At 59.0% G+C, this 18063-nt stretch carries 16 protein-coding genes; 2 read left to right on the top strand and 14 right to left on the bottom strand.

Features of this window, described 5'->3' with window-relative positions; genetic code table 11:
* Positions 1-6 precede the first annotated feature (6 nt).
* The 14 genes from lpxB to rpsB form a co-directional block, all read right to left on the bottom strand.
* Entirely contained in the window at positions 7-1137 is a 1131-nt protein-coding gene (lpxB, locus tag J2Y90_RS11420) for a lipid-A-disaccharide synthase (protein ID WP_301291645.1), read from the bottom strand.
* A gap of 2 nt (positions 1138-1139) precedes the next feature.
* On the bottom strand, positions 1140-1916 hold the full coding sequence (lpxA, locus tag J2Y90_RS11415; protein WP_064364255.1) for an acyl-ACP--UDP-N-acetylglucosamine O-acyltransferase: 777 nt from the start codon (positions 1914-1916) through the stop codon (positions 1140-1142).
* On the bottom strand, positions 1913-2353 hold the full coding sequence (fabZ, locus tag J2Y90_RS11410) for a 3-hydroxyacyl-ACP dehydratase FabZ (RefSeq protein ID WP_016771469.1): 441 nt from the start codon (positions 2351-2353) through the stop codon (positions 1913-1915). Before fabZ ends, lpxA begins: the two co-directional genes overlap by 4 nt.
* 106 nt (positions 2354-2459) lie before the next feature.
* A complete protein-coding gene (gene lpxD, locus J2Y90_RS11405; RefSeq protein WP_253499581.1) occupies positions 2460-3515 on the bottom strand; it encodes a UDP-3-O-(3-hydroxymyristoyl)glucosamine N-acyltransferase in 1056 nt (351 codons plus the stop codon).
* 3 nt (positions 3516-3518) lie between these two features.
* Positions 3519-4022 (bottom strand): OmpH family outer membrane protein, encoded by a 504-nt coding sequence (locus tag J2Y90_RS11400; protein WP_003222140.1) that lies wholly within the window; start codon positions 4020-4022, stop codon positions 3519-3521.
* Between the two features lie 45 nt (positions 4023-4067).
* Positions 4068-6443 carry an outer membrane protein assembly factor BamA gene (gene bamA, locus J2Y90_RS11395; protein ID WP_253499578.1) on the bottom strand — a complete coding sequence of 792 codons (2376 nt, stop codon included), beginning with the start codon at positions 6441-6443 and terminating at the stop codon, positions 4068-4070.
* 74 nt (positions 6444-6517) lie between these two features.
* Complete coding sequence (gene rseP / locus J2Y90_RS11390) at positions 6518-7870, bottom strand: sigma E protease regulator RseP (protein WP_253499575.1); 1353 nt, start codon at positions 7868-7870, stop codon at positions 6518-6520.
* A 53-nt stretch (positions 7871-7923) separates the two neighbouring features.
* Positions 7924-9114 carry a 1-deoxy-D-xylulose-5-phosphate reductoisomerase gene (gene ispC / locus J2Y90_RS11385; RefSeq protein ID WP_253499570.1) on the bottom strand — a complete coding sequence of 397 codons (1191 nt, stop codon included), beginning with the start codon at positions 9112-9114 and terminating at the stop codon, positions 7924-7926.
* Complete coding sequence (locus J2Y90_RS11380) at positions 9111-9917, bottom strand: phosphatidate cytidylyltransferase (protein WP_253499567.1); 807 nt, start codon at positions 9915-9917, stop codon at positions 9111-9113. Before J2Y90_RS11380 ends, ispC begins: the two co-directional genes overlap by 4 nt.
* The gene (gene uppS / locus J2Y90_RS11375) at positions 9917-10672 is read right to left on the bottom strand and encodes a polyprenyl diphosphate synthase (protein WP_039762463.1); all 756 of its coding nucleotides are present in this window, start codon (positions 10670-10672) and stop codon (positions 9917-9919) included. Before uppS ends, J2Y90_RS11380 begins: the two co-directional genes overlap by 1 nt.
* Positions 10673-10686: 14 nt before the next feature.
* Positions 10687-11244 (bottom strand): ribosome recycling factor, encoded by a 558-nt coding sequence (gene frr / locus J2Y90_RS11370; RefSeq protein WP_007954771.1) that lies wholly within the window; start codon positions 11242-11244, stop codon positions 10687-10689.
* Positions 11241-11984, bottom strand: coding sequence for a UMP kinase (pyrH, locus tag J2Y90_RS11365; RefSeq protein WP_003222124.1), 744 nt, complete (start codon positions 11982-11984; stop codon positions 11241-11243). Before pyrH ends, frr begins: the two co-directional genes overlap by 4 nt.
* A 208-nt stretch (positions 11985-12192) precedes the next feature.
* Positions 12193-13056 (bottom strand): translation elongation factor Ts, encoded by an 864-nt coding sequence (tsf, locus tag J2Y90_RS11360; RefSeq protein WP_016771476.1) that lies wholly within the window; start codon positions 13054-13056, stop codon positions 12193-12195.
* A 191-nt stretch (positions 13057-13247) separates the two neighbouring features.
* On the bottom strand, positions 13248-13985 hold the full coding sequence (gene rpsB / locus J2Y90_RS11355) for a 30S ribosomal protein S2 (protein WP_003222119.1): 738 nt from the start codon (positions 13983-13985) through the stop codon (positions 13248-13250).
* A 372-nt stretch (positions 13986-14357) separates the two neighbouring features.
* Between rpsB and map the strand changes: the two genes are divergently transcribed.
* Together map and J2Y90_RS11345 are read left to right on the top strand one after the other, a co-directional pair.
* On the top strand, positions 14358-15140 hold the full coding sequence (map, locus tag J2Y90_RS11350) for a type I methionyl aminopeptidase (RefSeq protein ID WP_016771477.1): 783 nt from the start codon (positions 14358-14360) through the stop codon (positions 15138-15140).
* A gap of 40 nt (positions 15141-15180) precedes the next feature.
* The gene (locus tag J2Y90_RS11345; RefSeq protein ID WP_042606977.1) at positions 15181-17883 is read left to right on the top strand and encodes a [protein-PII] uridylyltransferase; all 2703 of its coding nucleotides are present in this window, start codon (positions 15181-15183) and stop codon (positions 17881-17883) included.
* The last annotated feature ends 180 nt before the right edge of the window (positions 17884-18063 follow it).

Genomic DNA, 18063 nt, shown 5'->3' with positions numbered 1-18063 from the left:
TCTTGGTCATTGTGGTTTGCCGATCAGGTTAAGGACGGCGTCCGCCGCCTGATTGGAAGCATCGCGCCGCAGCGTGCGGTGGATCTCGTCGAAACCGCGGGTCTGTTCCTCTCCGCCTTCGATCAATGGCGAGAGCGTCTGCGCCAATGCCTCGACAGTCGCATCATCCTGCAACAACTCCGGCACCAGCAAGCGCTGGGCGAGCAAGTTGGGCAGCGACACGTACGGGCTCTTGACCATGCGCTTGAGAATCCAGAACGTCAGCGGCGCCAACCGATACGCCACCACCATCGGCCGCTTGTACAGCAGCGCTTCAAGGGTAGCAGTGCCTGACGCGATCAACACGGCGTTGCAGGCGGCGAGGGCCAGATGCGATTGACCATCGAGCAATGTCACCGGCAAATCGCGGCCGACCAGCAGCGCTTCAAGTTGCACGCGGCGTTCCGGGTTGGCACAGGGAATGACAAAACGCACGCCCGGACGCATGCCTCGCAGGCGTTCGGCAGTATCAAGAAACAGCGCGCCGAGGCGACTGACTTCACCGCCACGACTGCCCGGCATCAGCGCCACCAGCGGACCGTCGGGCAAACCCAACTCGGCCCGTGCAGCGGCGCGGTCAGCTTCCAGCGGAATGGTATCGGCCAGGGTATGGCCCACGAAACGTACCGGCACGCCCTTCTCTTCGTAGAACTTCGCTTCGAACGGCAACAGGGTCAGCATCAGATCGCAGCCTTCGCGGATCTTCAGTACCCGTTTCTGCCGCCATGCCCACACCGACGGGCTGACGTAATGCACGGTCTTGATCCCGGCCTGACGCAGCTTGAGTTCGATGTTGAGGTTGAAATCCGGCGCGTCGATGCCGATGAACACGTCCGGCCTGGCGGCGATCAGCGTGGCAATCAAGTCCTTGCGGCGCTTGAGCAATTCACGCAGCCGACCGAGCACTTCCACCAGGCCCATGACCGACAGGCGCTCCATGGGAAAGTACGAGGTCAGGCCTTCGGCCTGCATCAGCGGCCCGCCCACACCGATGAACTCGATCGCCGGATGTTGTGCCTTGAGCGCGCGCATGAGGCCGGCGCCGAGAATGTCACCGGAAGCCTCACCCGCCACCAGCGCAATACGCAGACTGGCCATGATCAGCGGGTGATGCCGCGGGTCGAGGCCTGGATCGAATCGCGGAACACGGCGACTTCCGGGAACTGCGCAGACGGCTCGACCAGCTCGGCCAGCGCCTGCTCGACTGTCAGGCCCTGGCGGTAGACGGTCTTGTAGGCACGGCGCAAGGCGTGGATCGCGTCTTCGCTGAAACCGCGACGGCGCATGCCTTCAAAGTTCATGCTGCGCGCCTCGGCCGGGTTGCCGAATACGGTGACGAACGCCGGAACGTCCTTGCCGATCGCCGTGCCCATGCCGGAAAAGCTGTGGGCGCCGATGTGGCAGTACTGATGCACCAGGGTGAAACCGGAGAGGATCGCCCAGTCGTCAACGTGCACATGGCCAGCCAGCGCGGTGTTGTTGACCAGAATGCAGTGATTGCCGATGACACTGTCGTGACCGATGTGGGCATAGGCCATGATCAGGTTGTGATCACCCAGGGTGGTTTCCGAACGATCCTGAACGGTGCCACGGTGAATGGTCACGCCTTCGCGGATGACGTTGTGGTCACCGATCACCAGGCGGGTTTCCTCGCCTTTGTATTTCAGATCCGGGGTGTCTTCGCCTACCGAAGAAAACTGGTAGATGCGATTGTGCTTACCAATGCGGGTCGGCCCCTTGAGGATCACATGCGGCCCGATCACGGTACCCTCGCCGATTTCCACACCTGCGCCGATGATCGACCACGGGCCGACCTCGACGCCGTCAGCCAGAACGGCGGACGGATCGATGATTGCGCGAGGGTCAATCAAACTCATACTTTTTGTTCCGCGCAGATGATTTCCGCCGAGCAGACCGGCTTGCCATCGACCGAAGCCTGGCACTCGAATTTCCAGATCTTGCGCTTGCAGCTGATGAAGGTCGCTTCGAGGATCAACTGGTCGCCCGGCTTGACTGGCTGGCGGAAGCGCAGCTTGTCGGAACCGACGAAGTAATACAGGGTGCCGTCGGCCGGTTTGACGTCGAGCATCTTGAAACCGAGGATCCCGGCAGCCTGAGCCATCGCTTCGATGATCAGCACACCCGGCATGATCGGATGCGCAGGGAAGTGACCATTGAAGAACGGTTCATTGATGCTGACATTCTTGTAGGCGCGAATTCGCTTGCCTTCAGTGTCCAGTTCCACCACCCGGTCCACCAGCAGGAACGGGTAACGGTGAGGCAGGTATTCGCGAATCTCGTTGATGTCCATCATTTCAGGGGAAAGCCTATGTAAAGATTGGGAGCGCGACTGACGCGCACTCCTCTAGCAAATCAAGGAGGCAGTCTAGAGGCTGTGCACACTTGATATGGAAATGGTATCAGCCATCAGATGAAGCATTGCCGTCAGGGGTCACTTCCCCTACGCGCTTTTCCAGCTGTTTCAACCGTCGCGCGATGTCATCGAGCTGACGGATGCGGGCCGCGCTTTTGCGCCATTCGGCCGCCGGTTGCATGGCTGTGCCGGAAGAATAGGCACCCGGCTCGGTAATCGAGTGGGTCACCATGGTCATCCCGGTCAGGAAAACGTTGTCGCAAATATCAATGTGGCCGACCAGACCGACACCGCCGGCGAGCATGCAGTGCTTGCCGATTTTGGTGCTGCCGGAAATGCCGACACACGCGGCCATGGCGGTGTGATCACCGACCTGAACGTTGTGTGCGATCTGAATCTGGTTGTCGAGCTTCACACCATTGCCGATCACGGTGTCCGCCAGAGCGCCGCGGTCGATGGCGGTGTTCACACCGATCTCGACATCGTCGCCAATGGTCACGCCACCGATCTGGGCGATTTTCTGCCAGATACCTTTTTCGTTGGCGAAGCCGAAGCCCTCACCGCCAATCACCGCACCTGACTGAATGACTACGCGCTTGCCGATGCGTACGTCGTGATACAGCGTGACGCGAGGAGCCAGCCAGCCACCTTCACCGATTTCGCTGCGGGCACCGACCACGCAATGCGCGCCCAGCGTCACCTGTGCAGCAACACGTGCACCGGCTTCGATCACTACGAACGGGCCGATGCTGGCGGTTGGATCAACCAACGCATCCGCCGCAATCACTGCCGTCGGATGAATACCCGCAGCGGCTTTTGGCTTTGGATCGAACAGGTGCGAAAGACGCGCATAGGCCAGGTAAGGATCCGCCACCACCAGCGCGTTACCGGCAAAACCTTCGGCATCGGCTTCTTTGAGCAGTAACGCAGCCGCCTGCGAACCGGCGAGGTATTTGCGGTATTGGGGATTTGCCAGAAAGCTCAACTGAGCTGGGCCAGCCTCTTGCAAAGTGGCTAGCCCAGTAATTTGCCTCTCGGGGTCGCCACGCAGGGTGGCGCCGAGGTGCTCGGCCAACTGGCCGAGCCTGATAGTCACGGTCATGGGTTACTTCAGCTGATTCATGCGCTCGATAACCTGGCGCGTGATGTCGTACTGAGGTTTGACATCGATGACTGCGCCACGCTCGAACACCAGGTCAAAACCACCTTTCTTGATGACTTCTTCCACAGCGCTGTCCAGCTTCGGCTTCAGCTGCTTGAGCATTTCGCGGTCAGCAACGGCTTTGGCTTCGTTCAGCTCCTTGGACTGGAACTGGAAGTCGCGGGCCTTTTGCTTGAATTCCAGCTCCAGACGCTCACGCTCGCCCTGCTGCATCTTGTCGCCACCGGCCATCAGACGGTCCTGAATGCCTTTGGCGCTGCTTTCCAGGGTTTTCAGCTTGGTCAGCTGCGGACCGAACTTCTTCTCGGCGTCAACGGCGTACTTCTTCGCCGCATCAGATTCGAGCAAAGCCATCTGATAGTTCAGAACAGCAATTTTCATGTCGGCGAACGCCGGACCTGCCACCAGTACGGAGGCCAGGAGAACCAATTGAGTCAACTTACGCACGATGCACTCCTACAAAATCCATTGTCGTTATCTTGGGTCAGACGCTTAGAAGGTCTGGCCGAGGGAGAATTGGAACACTTGAGTTTCAGCTTCATCCGGCTTCTTGATCGGCATCGCCAGCGCAAAGCTTAAAGGACCCAGTGCGGTGACCCAGGTCACACCCACACCTACGGAACTGGCCATGTTGCTCAGGCTGATGTCGTTGCACTTGGTGTTGGACGAGGAACCGTTGGCGTTCGTAGTGTCCTTGCACTGCGAGTCAAACACGTTACCGACATCCCAGAAGACCGAAGTACGCAGGGAACGCTGATCCTTGACGAATGGCAGCGGGAACAGAACTTCCACACCGCCCTGGATCAGGACGTTACCACCGAACGGCAGTGGATCCTGATCCGGGTCCGCGATAGTGCCCGGGTTGGTACCACGACTCGGCGTACTGCGCGGGCCAAGGGTGCTGTCCTTGAAGCCGCGTACCGAGTTGAAACCACCTGCATAGTAGTTTTCATAGAACGGCAAGCCGTCGGTCGAACCGTAACCGTCGCCATAACCGAGTTCGGTGTGCAGGCGCATGGTGTAATTCTCAGTAATCGGCTGGAACAACTGACCACGGTAATCAAGTTTGAAGAACGACAGGTCGCTGCCTGGAATGGTGGTTTCCAGGGTCAGGCTCTGGGAACGGCCACGAGTTGGCAAAACGCCCTTGTTCAACGTCGACTCGGACCAACCGGCAGATGCCTTGAAGTTCAGGTAGTTATCGCCTTCCTTTTTAACGAAGTCGAAAATCTCGTCAACGGTATAGCGACCGGTATTGATCTTGTCCTGCTGAACCGAGGCACCGAAGGTCAGACGCGAAGTCTCGCTGATCGGGTACCCGACGTTCACGCCGGCACCGAGGCTGTCTACCGCATAGCTGGAAATATCGGCATCGAGTTCATCGTAGTCGGTGGTGCGATAGAACGCGTTGTAACCCAGGCTCACGCCATCGGCGGTCCAGTAGGGGTCAACGTAGCCGAAGTTGTAGCGGCTCTGGTATTCGCTGCGGGTCAGGCCGATGCTGACACGGTTACCGGTACCGAGGAAGTTGTTCTGGGTGATCGAGCCACCGAGGATCAGACCGGCACTCTGGGCGAAACCGACGCTGGCAGTGATCGAACCGGAAGCCTGTTCTTCAACGGCGTAGTTCACGTCAACCTGGTCGTCGACACCTGGCACGGCCGGGGTTTCAACGTTGACTTCCTTGAAGAAGCCGAGACGCTCCAGACGGGTCTTGGATTGGTCGATCAGGTAAGTCGAAGCCCAGCCGCCCTCCATCTGACGCATCTCACGACGCAGCACTTCGTCTTCGGACTTGGTGTTGCCACGGAAGTTGATGCGGTTGACGTAGGCGCGCTTGCCCGGGTCGACAGCGAAGAGGATGTCCACGGTGTGGTCGTCATCGTGCGGCTGAGGCACGCCGTTGACGTTGGCGAAGGTGTAACCCTCGTTACCCAGACGACGGGTGATCAGCTCGGAAGTAGTGGTCATCAACTTGCGCGAGAACACCTGGCCTTTCTGCACGAGCAACAGCGACTTGATCTGGTCTTCAGGAACCTTCAGGTCACCGCTGAGTTTGACATCGCGAACGGTGTACTTCTCGCCTTCGGTGACATTGACGGTGATGTAGACGTGCTTCTTGTCCGGGGTGATGGACACCTGGGTCGAAGCGATGTCCATGTTGATGTAGCCACGGTCCAGGTAGTAGGAACGCAGACGCTCCAGGTCACCGGAGAGTTTTTCACGGGCATATTTGTCATCGTTCTTGAAGAACGACAGCCAGTTGGTGGTTTTCAGTTCGAACAGGTCGGTCAGGTCTTCCTCAGGGAAAACCGTATTACCTACCACGTTGATGTGCTGGATGGCGGCAACCGTACCTTCGTTGATCTTCACCTTCAGACCCACGCGGTTACGTGGCTGCGAGACCACTTCGGTATCGACGGTAGCCGAGTAGCGACCCTGGGCGACGTACTGACGCTGCAGTTCGTTACGCACACCCTCGAGGGTAGCGCGCTGGAAGATTTCGCCTTCGGCCAGACCGGATTGCTTGAGGCCTTTCATCAGGTCTTCTGTGGAAATCGCTTTGTTGCCCTCGATTTCGATACTGGCGACCGATGGACGCTCAACCACAGTGATGACCAGAACGTTGCCTTCGCGGCCCAGCTGGATATCTTGAAAGAAACCGGTTTTGAACAACGCACGAGTGGATTCCACCAGGCGACGATCATCCGCCTGCTCGCCGACGTTCAACGGCAAGGCACCAAAGACGCTACCCGCGGAGACCCGCTGGAGGCCATTGACGCGAATATCAGAGATAGTGAAGGACTCGGCGTGAACTTCGGCGATCATCAATACGGTGAGAACCGCAGTTAGCAGCAGACGTTTCATGAAGTCCTTTCTTATTCCAACTGGCAATAAACAAACTGCCGCAAAATGCGGCAGATTCGCAATTCAGCGAAGCGTTACAGTCGACCCAGATCGTTAACCAGAGCAAGCAACATCACCCCGACCACCAAACTGATACCGATCTGTATCCCCCAACCTTGCACCCGATCCGACAAGGGGCGACCACGCACCCACTCGATCAGATAAAACAACAAATGCCCCCCATCCAGTACAGGAATGGGCAGCAAATTCAGAACGCCCAGGCTAATACTCAGATAAGCAAGGAAATTCAGGAAATCAGCGACGCCCGACTGGGCAGAAGCGCCCGCCACTTTAGCAATGGTTATCGGTCCACTCAAGTTTTTTACCGAGAGCTCGCCGAACAGCATTTTCTTCAGTGAATCGAGGGTCAGAATGCTCATGGTCCAAGTGCGACGGGCACCCTCGCCAATCGCGGCCAGCGGACCATAACTGACTTCGCGGATCATTTCCGGCGGCCAGTCGATGGCTTTGACGCCAGCGCCCAGATAACCGCTTGGCGACTTGCTCTCACCGCGCGCCGCCAGGGTCACAGGCACGTCGATTTGAGCATTGTCGCGCTCGATACGCAGCATGATTTTGGTATCAGGACGCGTACGAACGGTATCGACCACTTGCTGCCAGTCACTCAGCGGCTGGCCATCCAGCGCCAGCAAGCGATCGCCGGTTTTCAGCCCGGCTGCCTGGGCCGGGCCTTTCGGGTCGAGCTCGGCAAGCACCGGCGGCAAGGCCGGACGCCACGGACGAATACCCAGCGAGCGAATCGGATCCGGCTCGTCGGCACCTTTGAGCCAGTTATCCAGTGCCAGCGTGCGCGGCGACTCAGCGCTCGAGCCCTGGTCGCGCACCACCAATTGAATGGCGCCGCTTTCACCAAGACGACGAACCAGCTGCAAATTGACTGCAGCCCAGCCCGACGTGGGCTCACCATCGATCGAAACAATCTCCTGACCGGCATTCAGACCAGCCTTTGCAGCAATGCTGCCAGACTCGACCGCGCCGATAACCGGGCGCACCTGCTCGCTGCCGAGCATCGCCAACACCCAGAAGAACACCAGCGCCAACAGGAAGTTGGCAATCGGGCCGGCAGCGACAATAGCGATACGCTGGCGCACCGACTTGCGGTTGAACGACTGATCCAGCTGATCGACCGGCACTTCGCCTTCGCGCTCGTCGAGCATCTTGACGTAGCCGCCCAGCGGAATCGCGGCGACCACGAACTCGGTGCCTTGCCTGTCATGCCAGCGCAGCAGCGGCATGCCGAAGCCTACGGAAAAACGCAGAACCTTGACGCCACAACGACGCGCGACCCAGAAGTGGCCGAATTCATGGAAGGTGACCAGCACACCCAAGGCGATCAGGGTGCCGGCAATCATATAGAGCGCGCTCATCTACTTTCTCCGCAATCCTGTTCAGTGTCGCGTGTCGCCATTGTGTTGCAAAACTATCGGCCGTGCCGACTCAACCATTGCTCGGCCAGCATTCGTGCTTTCGCGTCCGCCGTAAACACGGCATCGAGATCGTTCAGCGCGACTACCGGCTCCAGATTCAGGACTTCCTCGATGATACTCGCGATTTCCAGGTAGCGAACCCGTCCGTCGAGAAAGGCTGCCACGGCCACTTCATTGGCCGCGTTGAGCATCGCCGGTGCGCTGTCGCCGGCTTCGGCCGCCTGTCGGGCCAAACGCAGGCACGGGAAGCGCACATCATCAGGCGCTTCGAAATCCAGTCGCGCAATGGCGAACAGATCCAGCGGCGGTACGCCGGAATCAATGCGCTCCGGCCAGGCCAGGGCACTGGCGATCGGCGTGCGCATATCGGGGTTGCCCAATTGCGCGAGTACCGAGCCATCGACGTAATCGACCAGAGAGTGGATCACACTCTGCGGATGAATCACCACTTCGACCTGAGCCGGTTTGGCATCGAACAGCCAGCAGGCTTCGATCAGCTCCAGCCCCTTGTTCATCATGCTCGCCGAATCCACGGAGATCTTGCGCCCCATGGACCAGTTCGGATGCGCACAAGCCTGTTCAGGCGAAACATCTGCCAGCTCGGCCATCGGCGTCTGCCGGAACGGGCCGCCAGAGGCTGTCAGCAAAATCCGCCGCACACCCACCGAGCTCAAGCCGCGCGCGAAGTCTGCGGGCATGCATTGAAAAATCGCGTTGTGTTCGCTGTCAATTGGCAGCAGTACCGAGCCGCTTTTGCGCACGGCCTGCATGAACAGAGCGCCGGACATCACCAGCGCTTCCTTGTTCGCCAGCAGTATCTTCTTGCCCGCCTCGACCGCCGCCAGTGTCGGACGCAGCCCGGCCGCGCCGACAATGGCCGCCATTACCGCATCGACTTCAGGCGCGGAGGCAACCTGACACAGGCCCTCCTCACCTACCAGCACGCGCGTCGGCAAGCCGGCAGCACGCAGGTCATCCTGCAACCCGCGCGCCGCGGCACCTTCGGGCACCACGGCAAATTGCGGCACATGCCGCACGCACAATGCGAGCAATTCGCTCAGACGTGAAAAGCCACTCAAGGCGAAAACCTGATAACGCTCAGGGTGGCGGGCAATCACATCCAGGGTGCTCAGACCGATCGAACCGGTCGCACCCAACACCGTAATCTGCTGGGGACGGCTCACGGTGCGGCCATCCAGAGCAATACGGCGAATACCGGAATGGCGGCGGTCAGACTGTCGATGCGATCCAGCACACCGCCATGGCCGGGTAGCAGGTTACTGCTGTCCTTGATGCCGGATTGGCGCTTGAACATGCTTTCGGTGAGGTCACCGACCACGGAAATGAAGACGATCACAGCAGCGCCGATCAAGCCTTTGAGCAGTTCGGCCACGGTCCAGTCGCGCACCAGCCCGACAATCGCGGTAATCACCAGGCTCAGAGCCAGACCACCATAAACGCCCTCCCAGCTTTTGCCCGGGCTGACTTGGGGTGCGAGCTTGCGCTTGCCGAATTTGCGCCCGGAGAAATAAGCGCCGATGTCCGCGCCCCAGACCAGCACCATCACCGCCATGATCAACCAGTTACCCAACGGATACTGCTTGATCTGCACCAGGCCCTGCCACGCAGGCAGCAGGATCAGCAGACCAATGAGCAGCTTGGTCGCCGCCGTTGACCAATGCGCGCTGGAGCGTGGATACGTCAGCACCAGATAAGTGGCAATGGCCCACCAGATCACCGAGGCGCCCAGCACCCAGGGCGCAAGCCCCGGCAGCACATACATGACAAGCAGCATCAAGGCGACTACGGCGGCAAAGCCAACGCGGAACGATTGTGCGGTGAAGCCGGCCAGACGCGCCCATTCCCAGGCACCGAGGCTGACTACCAGACCAATGAACAGCGCGAAGCCTGCACCCTTGAGCAGGAAAAACCCGCACAAGGCAATCGGCAGCAGGATCAGTGCGGTGATGATTCGTTGTTTAAGCATTAAACCCGGGCTCCAGCTTCGACCTGTTCGCTCGTTTTACCGAAACGACGCTGGCGTGAAGCGAAATCGGCCAGCGCGGTGCGCATGGCTTCGTGTTTGAAGTCCGGCCAGAACAGGTCGGAGAAGTACAGCTCGGCGTAGGCCAGCTGCCACAGCAGGAAGTTACTGATGCGATGCTCGCCACCGGTGCGAATGCACAGATCGGGCAACGGCAGATCGCCAGTCGCCAGACAGGTCTGCAGCAGATCCGGGGTGATATCCTCCGGACGCAAGTGCCCAGCCTGAACCTCGCGCGCCAGACGCTGCGCGGCCTGGGCAATATCCCATTGACCGCCATAATTGGCGGCGATCTGCAGGACAAAGCGGTTGGCGCCGACAGTCATGGCTTCGGCTTCGCGCATCGCCGCCTGAAGCTCAGGATGGAAGCGCGAGCGGTCGCCAATGATGCGCAGGCTGATGTTGTTGTCGTTGAGACGCTTGGCCTCACGACGCAGCGCCTTGAAGAACAGATCCATCAAGGCACTGACCTCATCGGCGGGGCGCTGCCAGTTTTCACTGGAGAAGGCGAACAGGGTCAGGACTTCGACCTTGGCCTCAGCGCACACCTCGATCACCGCCCGCACAGCATCCACGCCCGCTTTATGCCCGGCGACACCCGGCATGAAGCGTTTTTTCGCCCAGCGATTATTGCCATCCATGATGATCGCGACATGGCGCGGCACCGCGGACGGCGCAGTCTGCTTGGTCTTGTCCATTTAAAGCTCGACCCTTATACGGCCATCAGGTCTTTTTCTTTCTCGTCCGTGGCCTTGGTGATCTGGGCCTCGGATTCTTTGGTCAGCTTGTCGATATCGGCGATGGCACGACGCTCTTCGTCTTCGCTGATTTCCTTGTCCTTGACCAGCTTTTTCAGCTCGCCCAAGGCATCACGACGAATGTTGCGCACGGCAACGCGTGCGTCTTCGGCTGCGCTGCGGGCCTGTTTGGTGAAGCCTTTACGCGTTTCTTCGGTCAGGGCCGGCATCGGGATCAGCAGCAGCTCGCCCAGGTTGGTCGGGTTGAGGTTCAGCCCGGCGCTCTGGATCGCCTTGTCGACGGCAGCAAGCATGTTGCGCTCGAACGCCACGACCTGCAGGGTACGCGAGTCTTTAACGGTAACGTTGGCAACGCCGCTCAGCGGGGTGTCAGTGCCGTAGTAAGGCACCATGACGCTGCCGAGGATACTCGGGTGAGCCTTGCCGGTACGAATCTGGCCGAACGCGTGGTTCAGAGATTCCAGGGATTTCTGCATACGCGCTTGGGCGTCTTTCTTGATTTCGTTGATCATTGTTGGCCTTCCTCGATCAAAGTCCCTTCAGCGCCGCCGTGCACAATGTTCAGCAGGGCGCCGGGCTTGTTCATGTTGAATACGCGCAGCGGCATCTTGTGATCGCGGCACAGGCAGATAGCAGTCAGATCCATTACACCCAGCTTGCGATCCAGTACTTCATCATAAGTCAGATGATCGAACTTCTCGGCATGCGGATCCTTGAACGGGTCTGCGGTGTAGACGCCATCAACCTTGGTGGCTTTGAGCACAACGTCGGCGTCGATTTCGATTGCACGCAGGCAGGCTGCAGAATCCGTGGTGAAGAACGGATTGCCGGTACCGGCCGCGAAGATCACGACGTCTTTGGAGTTCAGGTGGCGCATGGCTTTGCGGCGATCGTAGTGATCGGTTACGCCAACCATGGAAATGGCCGACATGACGATGGCCGAGATATTGGCACGTTCCAGCGCATCGCGCATGGCCAGAGCGTTCATCACAGTGGCCAGCATGCCCATGTGGTCGCCCGTGACCCGATCCATACCGGCTTTGCTCAGGGCTTCGCCACGGAACAGGTTGCCACCGCCGATCACCAGACCGACCTGGACGCCGATGCCGACCAGTTGGCCGACTTCCAGCGCCATGCGGTCCAGCACTTTAGGATCGATCCCGAACTCTTCCGAGCCCATCAGGGCCTCGCCGCTAAGCTTGAGTAGAATGCGTTTATAGCGAGCCTGATAACCACTGCCCTGCTGAGCCATTGCGAATCTCTCCTGCGGCGTATTTAAAATTCTTTGCGAGCTGTTTACAGCTGGCGTTCACTCTAGCTTGGCGCTGCTGCAGCGCCATCGGAACATGGCTTTGTAAGTCAGTTCCGGGTGGAAACCAAATAAAAATTGGTACCCCATCTGAAAAGAGGCTGCGCGCGTAAGCGGGCAGCCTCTTTCGGGCGACAGTTGAAAAACCGTCTTATTGCTTGGCGGCAGCCAGCTGGGCAGCAACTTCTTCAGCGAAGTTGTCGACCGGCTTCTCGATGCCTTCGCCTACTTTGAAGTAAGTGAAGGAAACGATTTCAGCACCGGCTTTCTTGGCCAGTTCGCCAACCTTGACTTCAGGGTTCTTGACGAACGCCTGCTCGACCAGGCTTGCTTCTGCCAGGAACTTGCTGATACGGCCCTTGACCATGTTCTCAACAATGTTTTCCGGCTTGCCTTTGATCTTCTCTTCGTTCAGCTGCAGGAACACAGCCTTCTCGCGCTCGATCGCTTCGTCGGAGACTTGCGAAGGCAGCAGGAACTCAGGGTTGCTTGCAGCAACGTGCATCGCGATGTCTTTGGCCAGCTCGACGTCACCGCCTTTCAGGACAACAGCAACACCGATCTTGTTACCGTGCAGGTAAGTGCCGACAACGTCACCCTCTACGCGTACCAGACGACGGATGTTGACGTTCTCACCGACTTTGGCAACCAGAGCTTCACGAGCCGATTCCTGAGCGGCGATCAGCGGAGCTGCGTCGGTCAGTTTTTCGTCGAAAGCTTTTTCTACGCTGGCAGCAACGAAGTTCTTGAAATCGTCTTGCAGGGCCAGGAAGTCGGTCTGCGAGTTGACTTCCAGCAGCACGGCTGCCTTGTCATTCGATTTGATGGCGATTGCGCCTTCAGCGGCAACGTTGCCGGCTTTTTTCGCAGCCTTGATTGCGCCCGAAGCACGCATGTCATCAATGGCTTTTTCGATGTCGCCGTCAGCCTTTTCCAGGGCTTTCTTGCAATCCATCATGCCCTCGCCGGTACGCTCGCGCAGTTCTTTGACCAACGCTGCAGTAATTGCTGCCATTTTCAAATTCCTCTTGGATAGGTTTTCAACCATTCCACCCGATCGAACGGGCGTTCAATTCTTCCCGAACCACCCATGTTGGCTGCCGCACATGACAAATACGGACGTGGGCGCCGACAAATGGTTTTCGAGGTGGCAAAAAGGGGGCCAAGCCCCCTTTTTGCTTACTGAGTCAACGCCAGGGGCGTCGATTACTCAGCTGCAGCCTGAGTTTCTTCAGCTGCGAATTCAACAGTACCGCCAGCAACATTGTTGCGACCACGGATCACTGCGTCAGCCATCGAACCCATGTACAGCTGGATAGCGCGGATGGCGTCATCGTTGCCTGGGATGATGTAGTCAACGCCTTCCGGGCTGCTGTTGGTATCGACAACGCCGATGACCGGGATGCCCAGCTTGTTGGCTTCGGTGATCGCGATGCGCTCGTGGTCAACGTCGATCACGAACAGTGCGTCTGGCAGACCGCCCATGTCCTTGATGCCGCCCAGCGAACGATCCAGCTTCTCAAGATCACGGGAGCGCATCAGCGCTTCTTTCTTGGTCAGCTTGGCGAAAGTACCGTCTTCGGCTTGGACTTCAAGGTCACGCAGACGCTTGATGGAAGCACGAATGGTCTTGAAGTTGGTCAGCATGCCGCCCAACCAGCGGTGATCGACGTACGGCGAACCGCAACGTGCTGCTTCTTCAGCAACGATCTTGCCAGCGGAACGCTTGGTGCCGACGAACAGAATCTTGTTTTTGCCCTGGGCCAGACGCTCTACGAAAGTCAGAGCTTCGTTGAACATTGGCAGGGTTTTTTCAAGGTTGATGATGTGAATCTTGTTACGCGCGCCGAAAATGTACTTGCCCATTTTCGGATTCCAGTAACGGGTTTGGTGACCGAAGTGCACACCGGCCTTCAGCATATCGCGCATGTTGACTTGGGACATGATAGTTCCTTGATAAGTCGGGTTTGGCCTCCACGTATCCCAATGACCAACCAGAGGCATAAAGCCCAAGGCACCCAGGTCATCGTGTCGACACGTGTGTGGATTTAAGCTTTTCGGGGCATCCCCGGAAAGCGGCGCATTTTATACCACAGGGTGCGCAGAAACGGAACCCGGAATCTGTATTCGCACCCGCGACATGGGCGCGGCCCCCTTGGAATCGGCCTGACGGACTCCATTGTATAGAGAGAAGCCAGACATGCAGGCGCGGATTTGCGCCTCCCGTCTGGTAGAATCGCGTTTTTCAGGGTCGCAAATATACACCTGCCACCCGTTTCGTATCCGTAAGCGCCGCCGAGCGCAGAGAGAGCCTGTATGACCGTCAACCTCAAAACCCCCGAGGACATCGCTGGCATGCGTGTCGCCGGCAAACTGGCCGCCGATGTGCTGGAAATGATTGCCGAACATGTCAAACCGGGCGTGACCACCGATCAGCTCAATCAGATCTGCCACGATTACATCGTCAATGTGCAGCAAGCCATCCCTGCCCCGCTCAACTACAAGGGTTACCCGAAGTCGATTTGCACGTCGATCAACCATGTGGTCTGTCACGGCATCCCGAATGACAAGCCGCTGAAAAACGGCGACACCCTGAACATTGACGTTACCGTGATCAAAGACGGCTACCACGGCGACACCAGCCGCATGTTCCACGTCGGCGAAGTACCGGTCTGGGCCGAGCGCCTGTCGCAAGTCACCCAGGAATGCATGTACAAGGCCATCGAGATCGTCAAGCCCGGCTGCCGCCTCGGTGACATCGGTGAAGTGATCCAGAAGCATGCAGAAAAGAATGGTTTCTCGGTGGTGCGCGAGTTCTGCGGCCACGGTATCGGCAAGGTCTTCCACGAAGAACCGCAGATCCTGCACTACGGTCGCGCCGGCACCGGCATGGAACTGAAGGCCGGCATGACCTTCACCATCGAGCCGATGATCAACCAGGGCAAGGCCGACACCAAGGTACTGGGCGACGGCTGGACTGCAATCACCAAGGACCGCAAGCTCTCGGCCCAGTGGGAACACACGCTGCTGGTCACCGATACCGGCTACGAGATCTTCACTTTGCGCAGCGATGACACCATCCCGCGCGTCTCGGCCTGATTCACAAAACGCTCCCAGCCTATAGAAGGAAAGCCAATCGATGCCGCAGGTGGATCCCGAACTCTTCGACCGCGGCCAGTTCCAGGCTGAACTGGCCCTCAAAGCGAGTCCCATCGCGGCGTTCAAGAAGGCGATCCGCCAGGCCCGCGAGGTCCTCGACACGCGTTTTCGCAATGGGCGCGACATCCGCCGCCTGATCGAGGACCGCGCCTGGTTTGTCGACAACATCCTGCAAAAGGCTTGGGAGCAGTTCAACTGGAGCGAAGACGCCGATATCGCTCTGGTGGCGGTAGGCGGTTATGGTCGCGGCGAGCTGCATCCCTATTCCGACATTGATTTGCTGATCCTGCTCGACAGCGCTGACCACGAAGTTTTTCGCGATTCCATCGAGCGTTTTCTCACGCTGCTGTGGGACATCGGTCTGGAAGTCGGCCAGAGCGTACGCTCGGTCGACGAGTGTGCCGAAGAGGCCCGCGCCGACCTGACCGTGGTCACCAACCTGATGGAAAGCCGCACCATCTGCGGCCCCGAGCGTCTGCGCCAGCGCATGATCGAGGTGACCAGTACCGCACACATGTGGCCGGCCAAGGAGTTCTTCCTGGCCAAGCGTGCCGAGCAAAAGGCCCGTCACCACAAATACAACGACACCGAGTACAACCTCGAACCCAACGTCAAAGGTTCGCCCGGCGGCCTGCGCGATATTCAGACAATTCTGTGGGTGGCCCGCCGTCAGTACGGTACTTTGAACCTGCGCGCCCTCGCTGGCGAAGGCTTTCTGGTCGAGAGCGAAAACGCCCTGCTCGCCTCCTCCCAGGAATTCCTCTGGAAGGTGCGTTATGCCTTGCACATGCTCGCCGGGCGCTCGGAAGACCGTTTGCTGTTCGATCACCAGCGCACCATTGCCGGCCTGCTCGGTTTCGAAGGTGACGACGCCAAACAGGCCGTCGAAAACTTCATGCAGCAGTACTTCCGCACAGTGATGAGCATCGCCCAACTCAGCGACCTGATCATTCAGCATTTCGAGGAAGTCATCCTCGCCCCGGAAGATGAAGCACCGCCGCAACCGATCAACTCACGCTTCCAGTTGCACGACGGTTACATCGAAGCGCGTAACGACAACGTGTTCCGCCGCACGCCGTTCGCCATGCTGGAGATTTTCGTGCTGATGGCCCAGCAGCCGGAAATCAAAGGCGTGCGCGCCGACACGATTCGTCTGCTGCGTGAACATCGTCACCTGATCGACGACAACTTCCGCAACGATATCCGCAACACCAGCCTGTTCATCGAGCTGTTCAAGTGCAAGATCGGCATCCACCGCAATCTGCGACGGATGAACCGTTACGGCATTCTCGGCCGTTATCTGCCGGAATTCGGCTTTATCGTCGGGCAAATGCAGCATGACCTGTTCCACATTTATACGGTCGATGCGCACACGCTGAATCTGATCAAGCACCTGCGCAAACTGCAGTACACCCAGGTCTCGGAGAAATTTCCGCTGGCCGCCAAGCTTATGGCCAAGTTGCCCAAGCCCGAACTGATCTACATGGCCGGCCTGTACCACGACATCGGCAAGGGTCGACACGGCGATCACTCGGAGATCGGCGCGGTCGATGCCGAAGCGTTCTGCCAGCGCCACCAGTTGCCGGTGTGGGACAGCCGCCTGATCGTCTGGCTGGTGCAGAACCACCTGGTGATGTCGACCACTGCACAGCGCAAGGATCTGTCCGACCCGCAGGTGATCCACGATTTCGCCCAGGCGGTCGGCGACGAAACCCGCCTCGACTACCTCTATGTGCTGACCGTGGCCGACATCAACGCGACCAACCCGACACTGTGGAATTCATGGCGCGCCAGCCTGTTGCGCCAGCTCTACACCGAGACCAAACGAGCCCTGCGCCGGGGTCTGGAAAATCCGGTGGATCGCGAAGAGCAGATCCGCCAGACGCAAAGCGCCGCGCTGGATATTCTGGTGCGCGGCGGCACCGACCCGGACGATGTCGAGCAACTGTGGGCGCAACTGGGCGATGACTATTTCCTGCGCCACACCGCCGGTGACGTCGCCTGGCATAGCGATGCGATCCTGCAGCAACCGGTGGATGGCGGGCCGCTGGTGCTGATCAAGGAAACCACCCAGCGCGAGTTCGAGGGCGGCACGCAAATCTTCATTTATGCCCCGGACCAGCACGACTTCTTCGCCGTGACCGTAGCGGCGATGGACCAGCTCAACCTGAACATTCACGACGCCCGGGTGATCACCTCGAGCAGCCAGTTCACCCTCGACACCTACATCGTGCTCGACAACGAGGGCGAATCGATCGGCGACAACCCGGCGCGGATCAAGCAGATCCGTGAAGGCCTCACCGAGGCCCTGCGCAACCCGGACGATTACCCGACGATCATCCAGCGCCGCGTGCCGCGCCAGCTCAAGCATTTCGCCTTTGCGCCGCAAGTGACGATCCACAACGACGCCCAGCGTCCGGTGACCGTGCTGGAACTGACGGCCCCCGACCGGCCGGGCCTGCTGGCGCGAGTCGGGGGGATTTTCCTCGAGTTCGATCTGTCGCTGCAGAACGCCAAGATTGCGACCCTGGGCGAGCGCGTGGAAGACGTGTTCTTCATCACCGACGCGCACAACCAGCCGCTGTCCGATCCGCTGCTGTGCAGCCGCTTGCAGGATGCGATCGTCGAGCAGCTGAGCGTCAATCAGGAACCGGATATCAAGCTTTCGCGGATCAGTATTTGAATCAATGAATTTTCCCTGTCGGAGCGACCAGCGCCAATGACAGCCTGACAATGAAACCCTGTGGGAGCGAGCCTGCTCGCGAAGCGGTCATTCAGCACACCAATGTTGGATGGACCACCCTCTTCGCGAGCAGGCTCGCTCCCACAGGGCTCGTTCCAGCCTGATATTGCGCCTGGCCAT

It is taken from the genome of Pseudomonas koreensis (assembly GCF_024169245.1).
Classification (GTDB): domain Bacteria; phylum Pseudomonadota; class Gammaproteobacteria; order Pseudomonadales; family Pseudomonadaceae; genus Aquipseudomonas; species Aquipseudomonas koreensis_F.
Note: the sequence above shows the minus strand (reverse complement) of the source record. Positions and strands in the feature narration are given on the sequence as shown.

Excerpts from the sequence above, each read along its gene's own strand:
- rpsB (WP_003222119.1), bottom strand. The coding sequence starts at position 13,985 with ATGTCCCAAGTCAACATGCGCGATATGCTGAAGGCCGGTGTGCACTTC.
- lpxB (WP_301291645.1), bottom strand. The coding sequence starts at position 1,137 with ATGGCCAGTCTGCGTATTGCGCTGGTGGCGGGTGAGGCTTCCGGTGAC.
- frr (WP_007954771.1), bottom strand. The coding sequence starts at position 11,244 with ATGATCAACGAAATCAAGAAAGACGCCCAAGCGCGTATGCAGAAATCC.
- J2Y90_RS11380 (WP_253499567.1), bottom strand. The coding sequence starts at position 9,917 with ATGCTTAAACAACGAATCATCACCGCACTGATCCTGCTGCCGATTGCC.
- tsf (WP_016771476.1), bottom strand. The coding sequence starts at position 13,056 with ATGGCAGCAATTACTGCAGCGTTGGTCAAAGAACTGCGCGAGCGTACC.
- fabZ (WP_016771469.1), bottom strand. The coding sequence starts at position 2,353 with ATGATGGACATCAACGAGATTCGCGAATACCTGCCTCACCGTTACCCG.
- pyrH (WP_003222124.1), bottom strand. The coding sequence starts at position 11,984 with ATGGCTCAGCAGGGCAGTGGTTATCAGGCTCGCTATAAACGCATTCTA.
- map (WP_016771477.1), top strand. The coding sequence starts at position 14,358 with ATGACCGTCAACCTCAAAACCCCCGAGGACATCGCTGGCATGCGTGTC.
- uppS (WP_039762463.1), bottom strand. The coding sequence starts at position 10,672 with ATGGACAAGACCAAGCAGACTGCGCCGTCCGCGGTGCCGCGCCATGTC.
- rseP (WP_253499575.1), bottom strand. The coding sequence starts at position 7,870 with ATGAGCGCGCTCTATATGATTGCCGGCACCCTGATCGCCTTGGGTGTG.
- bamA (WP_253499578.1), bottom strand. The coding sequence starts at position 6,443 with ATGAAACGTCTGCTGCTAACTGCGGTTCTCACCGTATTGATGATCGCC.
- lpxD (WP_253499581.1), bottom strand. The coding sequence starts at position 3,515 with ATGACCGTGACTATCAGGCTCGGCCAGTTGGCCGAGCACCTCGGCGCC.
- lpxA (WP_064364255.1), bottom strand. The coding sequence starts at position 1,916 with ATGAGTTTGATTGACCCTCGCGCAATCATCGATCCGTCCGCCGTTCTG.
- J2Y90_RS11345 (WP_042606977.1), top strand. The coding sequence starts at position 15,181 with ATGCCGCAGGTGGATCCCGAACTCTTCGACCGCGGCCAGTTCCAGGCT.